This is a genomic window from Mycolicibacterium vinylchloridicum (assembly GCF_013404075.1).
Taxonomy (GTDB): domain Bacteria; phylum Actinomycetota; class Actinomycetes; order Mycobacteriales; family Mycobacteriaceae; genus Mycobacterium; species Mycobacterium vinylchloridicum.
Window position 1 is genome coordinate 12,712 of record NZ_JACBJQ010000044.1, and the last position, 13,457, is coordinate 26,168.

Sequence of the window (13,457 nt, forward strand, 5' to 3'; positions counted from 1 at the left end):
CGTCATTCCCGCCGCAGCAGACTTGCTCGCTGCTCCTGCGGTACCAACGGCATGTTCAAGATGTGCGCGACGGCCCGGGACGGTTCCAGTCGCACATAGTTCGACTGTCCCCACTGGTATTCCTCGCCGGTGATCTCGTCGCGGACCCAGAACCTGTCGTAGGGGTGCATACCCAATGCGGCCATGTCCAGCCACAGGGTGCCTTCTTCGGGACCGAATGCATTGAGCGTCACCACCACCAGCACGGTGTCGCCGGAGACGGGATCGAACTTGCTGTAGGCCAGCAGTGCGTCGTTGTCGATGTGGTGGAATCTGATCGTGCGCATCTGGCACAACGCGGGGTGGACACGGCGGATCTCGTTGAGACGCTTGAGGAATGGCTCCAAGGATCGGCCCTCCGCCAGCGCGCCTTCGAAGTCGCGTGGTCGCAGCTCGTATTTCTCGGAGTCCAGGTATTCCTCGCTGCCCGCGCGCACCGCAACGTGCTCGAACAGTTCGAAGCCCGAATACACCCCCCACGACGTGCCCATGGTCGAGGCCAGCACGGCGCGGATCGCGAACATGCCCGGACCGCCCTGCTGCAGGCTCTCGTGCAGGATGTCGGGGGTGTTCACGAACAGGTTGGGCCGGGTGTAGTCGGCGTGCTCGGCGATCTGGCGGCCGAACTCCTCGATCTCCCACTTGGCAGTCCGCCAGGTGAAGTACGAATACGACTGGGTGAAGCCGAGTTTCGCCAGGCCGTTCAAGCGCGCCGGCCGGGTGAACGCTTCGGCCAGGAACAGCACGTCGGGGTCGGCCGATTTGACCTGGCTGATCAGCCAGGCCCAGAAGTTCGGTGGCTTGGTGTGCGGGTTGTCGACCCGAAAGATCTTGATGCCGTGGTCTATCCAGTGCCGGACCACGCGCAGCACCTCGTCGTAGAGCCCGCCGGGATCGTTGTCGAAGTTCAGCGGATAGATGTCCTGGTACTTCTTCGGTGGGTTCTCCGCGTAAGCGATGGTGCCGTCGGGCAGCTCGGTGAACCATTGCCGGTGCTGCTTCGCCCACGGGTGGTCCGGCGCGCATTGCAACGCCAGGTCCAGGGCCACTTCGAGACCGTTCTCACGCGCGGCGGCCACGAATCGGTCGAAGTCGTCGATCGTGCCCAGATCGGGGTGGATCGCGTCGTGGCCGCCCTCGTCGCTGCCGATCGCCCACGGCGACCCGACGTCACCCGGCTCGGCTGTCACGCTGTTGTTGCGGCCCTTGCGGTGCACCTTGCCGATTGGATGGATGGGCGGCAGGTAGACGACGTTGAATCCCATCGAGGCGACCCGGGGGAGCGCGGCGGCCGCGGTGGCGAAGGTGCCGTGCACCGGCCGGCCGCTGTTGTCGCGACCCCCGGTGGATCGGGGGAACAGCTCGTACCAGGCGCCGCAGCGCGCCAACGGCCGGTCCACCCACACCCCGTAGGTGGCGCCTCGGGTGACCAGCTCACGCAGCGGGAACTGCTCCAGCAGCTCGGTGACCTCGTGGGAGAGCGCCAGCGCGGCGCGGGTCAGCGGGTCACCGGGTTCGCGCAGGGCGCCCGCGGCGTCGAGCAGCGGTGTCCGGCGGTCGCGGGGCACGCCGGTGGCCGCCCGTGCCAGCAAGCGCGCGCCGACCAGCAGGTCGTTGTCGAGTTCCGATTCGCCTTGGCCCGCGTTCAATTTCGCGGTGACGGCATTGCGCCACGTGGTGATGGGGTCACCCCAGCCGTCGATCCGGAAGGTCCACAGACCCACCCGGTCGGGCACGAACTGGCCGTGAAACAGATCCGGGGTGCGTCCCAACGACATCGCATACAGCTGGGGTTTGACCCGGCTGGCGGTCGGCGCCCCGTCAGCCCGCTCGGCGCCCTCGAGCGCCTTGACCCGGCGGGCGGGGCTCTGCCCCAATTGGGGATAGGACGTTCCGAGATAGCGCACCACCAACGTCGCCGCCACCGCGTCGTGACCCTCGCGCCACACCGACCCGGAAACCGGCACCACTTCGCCGACGACCGCTTTGGCCGGGTAGGTACCGCAGGACACGACGGGTGCGACGTCATCGATCTCGATACGACCGGGCACCCAACCACTCCATTCCTGACTTGTGCGGCGTGGTCTGCCCCGCGCCGGCTCGGTCGGTCTTCGCTGAGACTCCTTGCCCCTCGGGGTAACCGCATCGCGCTCTATTCACACCGTAGTGGCCCGAATGACTGCGGGGGGAAGAAGCCCACGCTCGGCAGTGGGCGCCGGCGAATCTCAGTAAGGTTGGATCACGTGAAGGCCCTCCGCAGGTTCACGGTCCGCGCCCATTTGCCCGATCGGCTCGCAGCCCTCGGTCGGCTCTCCACCAATCTGCGATGGTCGTGGGATAAACCGACGCAGGATCTGTTTGCTTCGATCGATCCGCAGTTGTGGCTGCAGACGGGCCAGGATCCGGTGGCGCTCCTCGGTGCGGTCACCCCGGCCCGGCTCGACGAGTTGGCCACCGATGAACAGTTCCTGAACGTTCTGGACCAGCTTGCTGCCGATCTGGACGACTACCTCAACCGACCTATGTGGTTTCAAGAGGAGCAGCGGTATCAGGAGCAAGGTTCCTCGGTAATGCCGACCGGTATCGCCTACTTCTCGATGGAGTTCGGTGTCGCCGAGGTGCTGCCCAACTACTCGGGTGGGCTGGGCATTCTGGCCGGCGACCACCTCAAGTCCGCGTCGGATCTGGGTCTGCCGCTGATCGCCGTCGGCCTCTACTACCGGTCCGGCTACTTCCGGCAGTCGCTGACCGCCGACGGCTGGCAGCACGAGAACTACCCCTCACTGGACCCGCAGGGGCTTCCGCTGCGGTTGCTGACCGATGCCGCAGGGGCGCCGGCGCTGGTGGAGCTGGCGATGCCGGACGCCAAGGTGTTGCGGGCCCGGGTGTGGGTGGCCCAGGTCGGCCGGATACCGCTGCTGCTGCTGGACTCGGACATCCCCGAAAACGAGCACGACCTGCGCAATGTCACCGACCGGCTGTACGGCGGCGATCAGGAACACCGCATCAAGCAGGAGCTGCTGGCGGGCATCGGCGGGGTGCGGGCCATCCGCGCGTTCACCGCGATCGAGGGCCGGCCCGCACCGGATGTGTTCCACATGAACGAGGGCCATGCGGGTTTCCTGGGCGTGGAGCGGATACGCGAGTACATCTCCGAGCAGCAGCTCGATTTCGACACCGCGCTCACCTTGGTGCGCTCGGCGACGGTGTTCACCACGCACACCCCGGTGCCTGCCGGCATCGACCGGTTCCCGCATGAGATGGTGCAGCGCTACTTCGGTGACGACGGCAAAACCGGGCTGCTGCCCGGTGTTCCGGTCGGGCGCGTGTTGGCGTTCGGGGCCGAGGACGATCCGTCGAAGTTCAACATGGCGCACATGGGCCTGCGGCTGGCCCAGCGCGCCAACGGGGTGTCGCTGCTGCACGGGCAGGTCAGCCGGACGATGTTCGACGAATTGTGGCCTGGCTTCGACCCTTCCGAGGTTCCGATCGGCTCGATCACCAACGGCGTGCACGGCCCGACGTGGGCTGCCCCGCAATGGCTTCAGCTCGGTCGCGAGCTGGCCGGCTCCACCGAGGCGTTGCGTGAGCCCAACGTCTGGCAGCGGCTGCAACAGGTGGACACCGGGCACATCTGGTGGATCCGTTCGCAGCTGCGCGCCCTGCTGGTCGAGGACGTCCGGGTGCGGCTACGCAGGTCCTGGCTCGAGCGGGGCGCCTCTGATGCCGAACTTGGTTGGATCGCAACAGCTTTCGATCCGGATGTGCTGACCATCGGCTTCGCCCGCCGCGTTCCGACCTACAAGCGCCTCACACTGATGCTGCGTGATCCGGCTCGTCTCGAGGCGCTGCTGCTCGACGAGGACAAGCCGCTTCAGCTGATCGTGGCCGGCAAATCCCATCCCGCCGACGACGCAGGCAAGGCGCTCATCCAGCAGATCGTGAAGTTCGCCGACCGGCCGGAAGTGCGTCACCGCATCGCTTTCCTTCCCGACTACGACATGTCCATGGCGCGACAGTTGTACTGGGGATGCGATGTGTGGCTGAACAATCCGCTGCGTCCGCTGGAGGCGTGCGGCACGTCGGGCATGAAGAGCGCGTTGAACGGCGGGCTCAACTTGTCCATCCGGGACGGCTGGTGGGACGAGTGGTACGACGGCGAAAACGGTTGGGAGATACCGACAGCCGACGGCCTGGCGGACGAAGGGCGGCGCGATGACCTGGAGGCCGCCGCGCTCTACGACCTGCTGGAGCATTCGGTCACGCCGCGGTTTTACGACCGCGACGACAACGGCGTGCCGAACCGGTGGGTCGAGATGGTCCGGCACACGTTGCAGTCGCTGGGCCCCAAGGTGCTGGCGTCGCGGATGGTCCGCGATTACACCGAGAAGTACTACGCGCCTGCCGCGCAGTCGTTCAACCGGACCAGCGCGCCCGTCGACGGGCTACCGTTCGGCGCGGCCCGCGAGTTGTCGGCCTATCGGCTGCGAGCGCGGGAGGCCTGGCCCAAGATTCAGATCACCGATGTGGACAGCACCGGCCTACCGGACACCCCGTTGCTCGGCTCGGAGCTGACGTTGACGGCCACCGTGCAGCTGGCCGGGCTCAGGCCTGACGAGGTGGTGGTGCAGGCGGTACTCGGTCGCGTCGACGCCGCGGACGCCCTGCAGGACCCGATCACCGTCGCCATGACACTGACGGGTCCCGGCGACGGCGGCACCGACGTTTTCCGGACGACGACCCCGCTGCCGCTGGCCGGATCCGTCGGCTATACGGTGCGCGTGCTGCCGCATCACCCGCTGCTGGCCGGCGACAACGAGCTCGGGCTCGTCGCGCTGGCGTAACGCTGGGAGTTCGAGAACCGGTTAGCAGTGCATGGGAGCCACCTGTAGGTTCCCAACAGGAGCGTCGAGGGGTCCCGCATCGGGGCGGACCATCGGTCTCCGGGAAGGCGTTCGGGGTAGTGGTTGTACGTCGTGCCGCGCTGATAGCGCTGGTGGGGACCTTGTTGGCGACGCCGGTACCCGCGTCGGCCGACCCCGATCCCGGCGGCCCCGACCTGGGCCAGCCCGTCGCCGTGGCCGACCCCGCCATCGACCCGGCCGCTCCGCCGGTCGACGACGGGAAGGTGATGTCCACACCGCCGGCCACCACCAAGTCACCCGACGGCTGGACCCTGACGATCTCGGCCAAGGACGAGACCCAGATGCCGAATGCACCACTGACCACCGCGCTCTCCTCCCGCGAGTACACCGTGGGAGGCGTCTTCAACGGCGCGCTCGACGGACCCGGCGATTTACCGAAGGGCGTCTTCGAGGTCGGCTACCAGATCGGCTGCGGCATCGACATGAGCACGTCCAACGGTGTCTCGCTGACCGGCACCGCCGGCATCAGCCCGTCCATCGGCTTCCTGGGGTTGGATTTCCCCAACAACGCGGCCGAGGGCTTGCTGCCCGGCGTCGGCGGGAACATCGGCGGCGGTATCACCGTCGGTCTCAAGCCGGGCATCATCAATGTCGTCCCGGTGACCAAGAAGGAGTACAAGGGCGACCGGCCCTGGGTCTCGATCAGCAACTTCCACGTCAAGATCGACGGCTGCGTGGGGGAGTCGTTCATCCGCTCCTACGCAACGTTGTCGAAGTCCACCGACGAGGGCGATGCGATCCTCTCCTGGTACGGCGTGACGAAGAAGATCTAGTGCGTTGATCCAGACCTCAGAGCGACGAATCGCGAAAAATATCGCTCTCGGTTCTGAATCAATGAGTTTCGGGGTTGAGAATGTACAGCCCGGCGATCGTCCCATCGTCGCGAAAAGTGATGCGTGCGACGAACTCGCCCGCCTCGAATCTGAGCGGCGTATTGGTGGTGGTGAATTCCCCGGCGCGCTCAGCCTCAGTGTCTCCGTGGGTCTCGTACGGCCCGGCCAGCTCTGAGATGTAAGCCCACCCCGCGGCAAGCTCTCGGTCAGAAAGCCCGTCGCGCATCGTCGCGTCGAAGCGAGCGCTGACGTCGTCCCAACGGGCATGGATGTAATCGTCGATGACCGCTCTGGCCAGCTCTACAGCGTCAGGAAGTGCGATCTCAGGCATATTTCAAGGCTAGCTCGGCGACGCCCCGACTACGGGAAGCGCTTGATGCAGCGGTCCTGATCGCCGAGCACCCCGATGCGGAACGCGTCGATGCGGTTGAACCCGGCGGGCACCGACTCACCGTTGATATCGCTGGCGACGAGGCCGTTGGTCAGCAGACCCGATACGGCCTCGTCGATGTCGCCCGCGGTCAGCGCGACGGTGTTGCCGTCGGGGGTGGTGACTTCCTTGGACAGCTTGGTGGTGGCCACGCCCGTCAGGCAGGCGGTGCGCAGACCGGCCTCGGCATTGTCGAGCACCAGTCCGCCGCGTTCGTGTTGCACCGCAAGCATGTAGCGCGACACCAGCACCGAGTAGGCACTGTTGTCCCCGGTCACAAGGACGTTCTCCTCACCCTCGTTCGAGGCGCCCATCTTCTCCAGCGCGGGCAGATCGACGGCGATCGTGTTGGTCGCCGGGCAGTACGACACCGGCGGGCTGGGCCGGGCGTCGGGGCACTTCGCGGCCGAGCCCGCATCGAAGCTCAGCGTCGGCGGAGTCTGGGGTTTGAACAGGATGTTCATCGCCTCGGTGATCGACCGGACCGACTCCTCGGTCACCGGCCACTCACCGGTCTGGTCGCTCTGCAGCTCGATGGGCAGATCGCCGCGGCGCTGGCCGATCTCCTGGGCATCGATGGCCGCGCACGACGACGGTCCGTCGGTGAACCCGAACTGGAAGGCTGAGATCCGCTCAAAGGCTGAGCCGTGCTCGTCACCGGTGCTGAAATAGTCGTCCTGGCTCAGCAGCGGGTCGCGGAACGAGATCATCGCGGCCAGAAGGTTGTTCAGCCCGTCGCCGGTGCTCAGCGTGAACCGTTTCGAATTGCCCTCGGCCACCCACCGCAGGTAGACGCCGGCGAAACAATCGGCCTGCTGCTCGGCCACCAGCGTCGGAGTGCCCTTCTTGTTGAGTTTGGCCATCTTTTGAATCGCATGGCCGTATTCGTGGGCCAACACCATCGTGATCGCCATGTCGCCGTTGGCTTCTCGCAACGCCGGCAGCAGGACACCGCGATCCCAGCCGATGGCGTTGTCGTCCTCGCAGAAGCCGGCGTTGATCAGGCCGGAGGTCGTGTCGCCGCAGAATTCGCCCTCGTAGTCGTCGGAATCCCAGGAGACCAGGTCCTTCACCGGTTTGAACTGGCCGTCGAAGGTGCCCGGGTAGGCGTCCGTCCAGAACGCCTCCAGATCGCTGATCGACTGGACGGCGAGCTCGTCGTCCTTGCCGCCGTCGGTGCCGGAGACCTTGCGGGTCGGCTCCTCGGCATTGGAGCGCAGGCCGCTGGCCCCGTCGACCGCCTGCAGGCCGCCGACCTTGAACGGGTCGTCGAACACCGAGACGGGCTTGCCCGAGATGGTTGTGCCGCAGCCGGCGAGCACCACAGCGGTGCCCGCGATCGCCAGCAGGCGGGCAAGGTGTCGTCGGTGCATGAGGCCACCTTTATGTCAGACCGGCGTGCGCGAAATTCTCCCCACAATAGTGCCGCGCGCCCGGCACTACCGATCCCAACTCACGACGGTTCGTCACCGCGTAACCGCTGAAGTGCTTCTCTGACGCGGGCCGGGTCGGTGGTCGCCCAGAACGGTGGCAGTGACGCACGCAGATAACCGCCATACCGGGCGGTGGCCATCCGCGAGTCCAGCACCGCGACGACGCCCCGGTCGTCGGAGCGGCGCAGCAGCCGGCCCGCTCCCTGGGCCAGCAGCAGCGCGGCGTGCGCGGCGGCCACACTCATGAACCCGTTGCCGCCGCGGGCGGCGACGGCCCGCTGGCGCGCGGTCAGCAGGGGATCGTCGGGGCGGGGGAACGGGATGCGATCGATGAGAACCAGCGACAGCGACGGGCCCGGCACGTCGACGCCCTGCCATAGCGACAGCGTGCCGAACAGTGACGTCTCGGGATCGGCGGCAAACCGCTCGACCAGGGCCGCGGTCCCGTCGTCGCCCTGACACAGGATCGGGGTGTCGATCCGTGTCCGCAGCGCCTCGGCTGCCGCCTTGGCGGCGCGCATCGAGGAGAACAGCCCGAGGGTACGGCCGCCGGCTGCCTCGATCAGCCCGGCGATCTCATCGAGCTGTTCGGTATTGCCGGAGCTGTCCCGGCCCGGCGGGGGCAGGTGCGCGGCGACGTAGAGGATGCCCGATTTGGCGTGTTCGAACGGGGAGCCGACGTCAAGGCCGGTCCACGCGGGGCCGTCGCCGAGTCCCCACGCGCCTGCCATCGCATCGAACGAGCCGCCGATCGTCAGCGTTGCCGACGTCAAAACCGTTGTGGCGCTCTCGAACAGCCGGGTGCGCAGTAGTCCGGCCACCGACAGCGGCGCCACTCTGAGCACAGGACGCAAACTCCCGCCACCCGATCCCCGGGTCGCTCCGCTCCTGCCCGCCGATCCGTCCTCGTGGTCCAGCCACACCACCTCCGTGCGGTCGGGGATGGCCGGTACGAACGAGTCGAGCACCCGTGCGGCGGCATCGCCGATCTCGGTCAGCGCCGCGATCGCCTCGCTGCGGGCCGCGGCGACCTTCGGGTCCTTGGGGGAGGGATCGATGTCGCCGCGCGCGGCGGTGGCCGCATCCCGCAGGGCCGTCACGTAGGTGGCCAGCTCGTCGTCGAGGTAATCGAGCCGGCCGGGCTGCGCATCGTGGATCGCCGAGGAGAACGTCGCCACCGCCGCTTCCATCCGCTGGACGAGCTGTGGGCTGACCAACCGCGAGATCCGCCGGGTGGCCACCCCGAGCGGGGCGGGGGTCAGCTCGCCGGTGGCGACCGACGTCACCCGGTCCACCAGTTCGTGGGCCTCGTCGACCACCAGGTACTCGTGCTCGGGCAGTACGGCGGCGTCGGCGATCGCGTCGATGGCCAGCAGTGCGTGGTTGGTGACGATGATTTCGGCGCGGCCCGCTTCACCGCGGGCTCGTTCGGAGAAGCAGTCGGTGCCGTACGGGCAGCGCGCCATGCCGAGGCATTCCCGGGCCGAGACGCTGACCTGCGACCAGGAGCGGTCGGGCACACCGGGCGTAAGTTCGTCACGATCGCCGGTCTCGGTGGACGACGCCCATGCCGTCAACCTGGCGACGTCGCGGCCCAGTGCGGTCGCGGCGACCGGTTCGAACAGTTCCTCCTGCGGGGCGTCAGCGTTCTCCTCCCCGCCGCCGTTGTGGATCTTGTTCAGGCACAGATAGTTTCGCCGTCCTTTGAGGAGCGCGAATCTGGGCCGCCGGGGCAGCGCGGCGGCCAGTGCGTCGACCAGGCGGGGCAGGTCGCGGTCGACGAGCTGACGTTGCAGTGCGATTGTCGCAGTGGACACCACGACGGGCGTCTCGTCGGCGACCGCCCGGGCGATCGCCGGGATGAGGTAGGCGAGCGACTTGCCGGTTCCGGTACCGGCCTGCACTGCCAGGTGCTTCCTGCCGGCGAATGCCTCTGCCACCGCTTCGGCCATCTGCACCTGTCCGGGCCGCTCGCTGCCGCCCAGCGCGGCCACCGCCGTCGCCAGCAACTCCCTCACCGGCGGTAGATCGTCCGCGTTCACCTCGCCGGCACCTGGCGGGTCGGGATCGCCGGTTCGCCCTGCGACAGCGCCAGACCCTCCCACGGCAGGCTGCGCAGCCCGCTGGCCACCAGATCGCGCGCCGCCGCCAGGTCGGGTGCGGCGACGACCCGCCCGCCGCGGACCAGCGGCACGGTCAGCGCGCGCGCGGGTTCGGTCACCTCGGGTGGTGCGGACACCGGGTAGACGACCTCCTCGACGATCGTGCCGGTCGGCCGGGACAGCCGCAGGGCGGCTTTCCGTCCGCCGTGGGATTCCTTACGGCTGCTTCGTTTTTCCACCGGCAGGCCGTCCACTTCGACGAGCTTGTAGACCATGCTGGCGGTGGGAGCGCCGGAGCCGGTGGCCACTGAAGTTCCGACACCATAGCTGTTGACGGGATCGGCGCGCAGCGACGCGATCGAGAACTCGTCGAGATCACCGGAGACGACGATCTTGGTGCCGCTCGCCCCGAGCTCATCGAGCTGGGCGCGCACCCGCCGAGCCAGCACGCCCAGGTCACCGGAGTCGATGCGCACCGCGCCGAGTTCGGTTCCGGCGACGGCGATCGCGTTGGCCACCCCGGTCGTGACGTCATAGGTGTCGACCAGCAAGGTCGTCCCGACACCCAGCGCCTCGACCTGCGCGCGGAACGCCGCCTTCTCGTTGGGGCCGTCAGCACCCGTGTACAGCATCGTGAACGCGTGAGCGCTGGTCCCGAGCGCCGGGATGCCGTAGCGACGGTTGGCTTCCAGGTTCGATGTCCCGGTGAAGCCGGCGATGTAGGCCGCCCGGGCCGAGGCCACGGCGGCAATTTCATGTGTGCGCCGCGACCCCATCTCGATCAGGGTCCGGCCGGCGGCGGCGCTGACCATCCGGGCGGCCGCCGAGGCGATCGCGGTGTCATGGTTGAAGATCGACAGTGCCAGCGTCTCCAGCAACACGCACTCGGCGAACGTGCCGGTGACCGACAGAACCGGGGAACCGGGGAAGTACAACTCGCCCTCGGCGTAGCCGTCGATATCACCGGTGAAGCGGAAGTCCCGAAGGTAGTCCAGGGTCGCGGTGTCGAGGAACGACTCCAGGGGGGCCAGCGCCTCGTCGTCGAAGATGAACTCGCTCAAGGCTTCCAGGAGCCGCCCGGTCCCGGCCACCACGCCGTAGCGGCGCCCGCCGGGCAGCCGTCGGGCGAACGCCTCGAATGTGGTCGTGCGGCCGGCCGAACCGTCGCGCAGCGCGGCGGCCAGCATCGTCAGCTCGTACTTGTCCGTCAGCAGGGCGGCGGTCACAGCGCAACGGTATCGGCCGCCCCACGGGCTGGAAAGGCACGTAACCGGCTCGCTATCCTTGTCCGCATGGGCTCGCAAGCAGCTCCGACCCGACCGGACGCGGCAAGACAGCAACAGACGGAAACCGTCAATGCCCTGGACAACCCCTGGGTGACGATCGTCTGGGACGATCCCGTCAACCTGATGAACTATGTGACCTACGTGTTCCAGAAGCTCTTCGGCTACAGCGAACCGCACGCGACCAAGCTCATGCTGCAGGTTCACAACGAAGGCAAGGCGGTCGTGTCGGCGGGTAGCCGCGAGTCCATGGAAGTAGACGTGTCCAAACTGCATGCCGCCGGATTGTGGGCGACCATGCAGCAGGACCGCTGAGCGCGTGCGCAAATGGAAGCGGGTCGACACCGCTGAGGGCCCCCGTTTCCGTTCGGCACTGGCCCCGCACGAAGCGGCGCTGCTGAAAAACATGGTGTCCTCGGTGCAGGGCATGCTCGACGAGCGGGAGGCCGCGACGCCGTCGGATCCGCTGGAGCAGATCACCGGTATCCGCGCCGGCAACTCCCAGCCGCCCGAAGACTCCACGATGCGGCGGCTGCTGCCCGACTTCTACAAACCGCAGCGCGATCACCCGGCGGGGTCGGCGGCCGCCGAAAGCCTCAACGGCGCGCTGCGAAGTCTGCATGAACCAGACATCATCGATGCCAAAAAGGCTGCGGCACAACGTGTTCTGGACACACTGCCCGATGGTGGGGGCCGGTTCGAAATCACCGAGGACGACGCAAACGCCTGGATCTCCGCGATCAACGACGTTCGGCTGGCGCTGGGCGCGATGCTCGACATCGGCCCGGAGGGCCCCGATCGGTTGCCAGCCGACCATCCGCTGGCCGGGCATCTCGACGTGTATCAATGGCTGACTGTGCTGCAGGAGTATCTGGTGCTGGGGCTGATGGGAAAGCCCATCAGATGAGCACAGCGCAAGCCCATCCGATGAGCGGCTCGATCACCGACGTCGGCGGCATCCTGGTCGGTCACCACGGCCGGCTCGACGCCGACGCGACGCTGGGCTCGGGCTGGGCTTGCGGCACCACCGTGATCGTCGCGCCGCCGGGGACCGTCGGCGCCGTCGACGTGCGGGGCGGTGCGCCCGGTGGCCGCGAAACCGACCTGCTGGATCCGTCCAACAGCGTGCGGCACGTCGATGCGGTCGTGCTCACCGGCGGCAGCGCCTACGGACTGGCTGCCGCTGACGGGGTGATGACCTGGCTGGAGCAGCAGGGCCGCGGGGTGGCAATGGAAGGCGGGCTGGTCCCGATAGTTCCGGCCGCGGTGATTTTTGATCTCCCGGTCGGCGGCTGGGCGTGCCGGCCGACCGCCGACTTCGGTTATGCCGCCGCACAGTCGGCCGGCGTCGACGTGGCGGTCGGTACCGTCGGCGCGGGCATCGGTGCGCGCGCCGCGGTGCTCAAGGGCGGCGTCGGCACCGCGTCGATGAGGCTCGACTCCGGCGTGACCGTCGGCGCGATCGTCGTCGTCAACAGCGCAGGCAATGTGATCGACCCGGCCACCGGACTGCCCTGGATGAGTCATCTGGTCAGGGAATTCGGGCTGGTCACCCCGCCCGCCGAACAGGTCGCCGAGCTCGGCGCTCTCGACGCCGAGTCCGGTCCGCTGAACACCACGATCGCGGTCGTCGCCACCGACGCTGCGCTCTCGCCGGCGGCGTGCCGGCGCTTCGCGGTGGCCGCACAGGACGGCCTGGCGCACACCATCCGCCCGGCCCACACCCCGCTGGACGGGGACACCGTCTTCGCGTTGGCCACCGGTGCCGTCGATCTGGAGCCGGACGCGGGCACCCCGACACAGATGCTGCCGGAGACCAAGCCGCTCGCGAGGCTGGGCGCGGCTGCGGCAGACTGTTTGGCCCGTGCGGTGCTGGTCGCTGTGCTGGCCGCCGAGTCGGCGGCCGGAATACCGACCTACCGCGACGTGTTGCCCGGTGCGTTCGACGCATCTGAACCCTGAGCCGTATCGCAGGAGGAACCCCGCCGTGTTGGTCATCCGTGCCGACCTGGTCGACGCCATGGTCGCCCACGCCAGGGCCGACCATCCCGACGAGGCGTGTGGGGTCCTGGCCGGGCCGGAGGGGTCCGACCGTCCGGAGCGGCACATCGCGATGCTGAACGCCGAGCGGTCGCCGACGTTCTACCGGTTCGACTCCATGGAACAACTCCGGGTGCACCGGGCGATGGAGGCGGCCGGCGAGGTACCCGTGGTCGTCTACCACTCACACACCGCCACCGAGCCGTATCCCAGCCGCACCGACATCTCGTTGGCACAAGAGCCCGATGCGCACTACGTCCTGGTCTCCACCCGCGATCCCGTCGACCACGAACTGCGCAGCTACCGGATCGTCGACGGGTTAGTCACCGAAGAACCCGTCACGATCGTCGAGCAGTACTAGAAAGGCGAGTC

11 protein-coding genes are annotated in these 13,457 nt (G+C 67.9%); 6 read left to right on the forward strand and 5 right to left on the reverse strand.

The window, feature by feature from the left end; all coding sequences use genetic code 11:
- Positions 1 to 2: 2 nt before the first annotated feature.
- Complete coding sequence (locus tag HPC46_RS26330) at positions 3 to 2,090, reverse strand: alpha-1,4-glucan--maltose-1-phosphate maltosyltransferase (RefSeq protein ID WP_179475139.1); 2,088 nt, start codon at positions 2,088 to 2,090, stop codon at positions 3 to 5.
- Positions 2,091 to 2,282: 192 nt separating this feature from the next.
- Here HPC46_RS26330 and glgP point away from each other — a divergent pair, with 192 nt between their 5' ends.
- Both glgP and HPC46_RS26340 read left to right on the forward strand, forming a co-directional pair.
- Positions 2,283 to 4,883: an alpha-glucan family phosphorylase gene (gene glgP / locus HPC46_RS26335; protein WP_179475140.1), complete on the forward strand. Its 2,601-nt coding sequence runs from the start codon at positions 2,283 to 2,285 to the stop codon at positions 4,881 to 4,883.
- A gap of 119 nt (positions 4,884 to 5,002) precedes the next feature.
- Positions 5,003 to 5,737, forward strand: a complete 735-nt coding sequence (locus HPC46_RS26340) for an MspA family porin (RefSeq protein ID WP_179475141.1) — start codon at positions 5,003 to 5,005, stop codon at positions 5,735 to 5,737.
- Between the two features lie 58 nt (positions 5,738 to 5,795).
- Here the strand turns inward: HPC46_RS26340 and HPC46_RS26345 are convergent, their stop codons facing one another.
- From HPC46_RS26345 to HPC46_RS26360, 4 genes are all read right to left on the reverse strand, one after another.
- Positions 5,796 to 6,128, reverse strand: coding sequence for a DUF3887 domain-containing protein (locus tag HPC46_RS26345; protein WP_179475142.1), 333 nt, complete (start codon positions 6,126 to 6,128; stop codon positions 5,796 to 5,798).
- A 29-nt stretch (positions 6,129 to 6,157) separates the two neighbouring features.
- On the reverse strand, positions 6,158 to 7,600 hold the full coding sequence (locus HPC46_RS26350; protein ID WP_179475143.1) for a neutral zinc metallopeptidase: 1,443 nt from the start codon (positions 7,598 to 7,600) through the stop codon (positions 6,158 to 6,160).
- A gap of 80 nt (positions 7,601 to 7,680) precedes the next feature.
- Positions 7,681 to 9,678: an ATP-dependent DNA helicase gene (locus HPC46_RS26355; RefSeq protein WP_407665569.1), complete on the reverse strand. Its 1,998-nt coding sequence runs from the start codon at positions 9,676 to 9,678 to the stop codon at positions 7,681 to 7,683.
- Between the two features lie 20 nt (positions 9,679 to 9,698).
- On the reverse strand, positions 9,699 to 10,988 hold the full coding sequence (locus tag HPC46_RS26360; RefSeq protein WP_179475145.1) for a nicotinate phosphoribosyltransferase: 1,290 nt from the start codon (positions 10,986 to 10,988) through the stop codon (positions 9,699 to 9,701).
- 66 nt (positions 10,989 to 11,054) lie between these two features.
- On the opposite strand from HPC46_RS26360, the gene clpS reads away from it, so the two are divergent.
- The 4 genes from clpS to HPC46_RS26380 are packed head-to-tail and all read left to right on the forward strand — an operon-like array spanning position 11,055 to position 13,446.
- Entirely contained in the window at positions 11,055 to 11,360 is a 306-nt protein-coding gene (clpS, locus tag HPC46_RS26365) for an ATP-dependent Clp protease adapter ClpS (protein WP_179475146.1), read from the forward strand.
- Positions 11,361 to 11,364: 4 nt separating this feature from the next.
- Positions 11,365 to 11,952, forward strand: coding sequence for an oxidative stress transcriptional regulator AosR (gene aosR / locus HPC46_RS26370; RefSeq protein WP_005149243.1), 588 nt, complete (start codon positions 11,365 to 11,367; stop codon positions 11,950 to 11,952).
- Between the two features lie 20 nt (positions 11,953 to 11,972).
- Positions 11,973 to 13,007, forward strand: coding sequence for a P1 family peptidase (locus HPC46_RS26375; protein WP_179475166.1), 1,035 nt, complete (start codon positions 11,973 to 11,975; stop codon positions 13,005 to 13,007).
- A gap of 25 nt (positions 13,008 to 13,032) precedes the next feature.
- Positions 13,033 to 13,446, forward strand: a complete 414-nt coding sequence (locus HPC46_RS26380) for a M67 family metallopeptidase (RefSeq protein ID WP_179475147.1) — start codon at positions 13,033 to 13,035, stop codon at positions 13,444 to 13,446.
- Positions 13,447 to 13,457 lie beyond the last annotated feature (11 nt).

What these genes read in the sequence shown, in the direction of transcription:
- HPC46_RS26375 (WP_179475166.1), top strand. Translation starts at nt 11,973, where the DNA reads ATGAGCGGCTCGATCACCGACGTCGGCGGCATCCTGGTCGGTCACCAC.
- clpS (WP_179475146.1), top strand. Translation starts at nt 11,055, where the DNA reads ATGGGCTCGCAAGCAGCTCCGACCCGACCGGACGCGGCAAGACAGCAA.
- HPC46_RS26350 (WP_179475143.1), bottom strand. Translation starts at nt 7,600, where the DNA reads ATGCACCGACGACACCTTGCCCGCCTGCTGGCGATCGCGGGCACCGCT.
- HPC46_RS26345 (WP_179475142.1), bottom strand. Translation starts at nt 6,128, where the DNA reads ATGCCTGAGATCGCACTTCCTGACGCTGTAGAGCTGGCCAGAGCGGTC.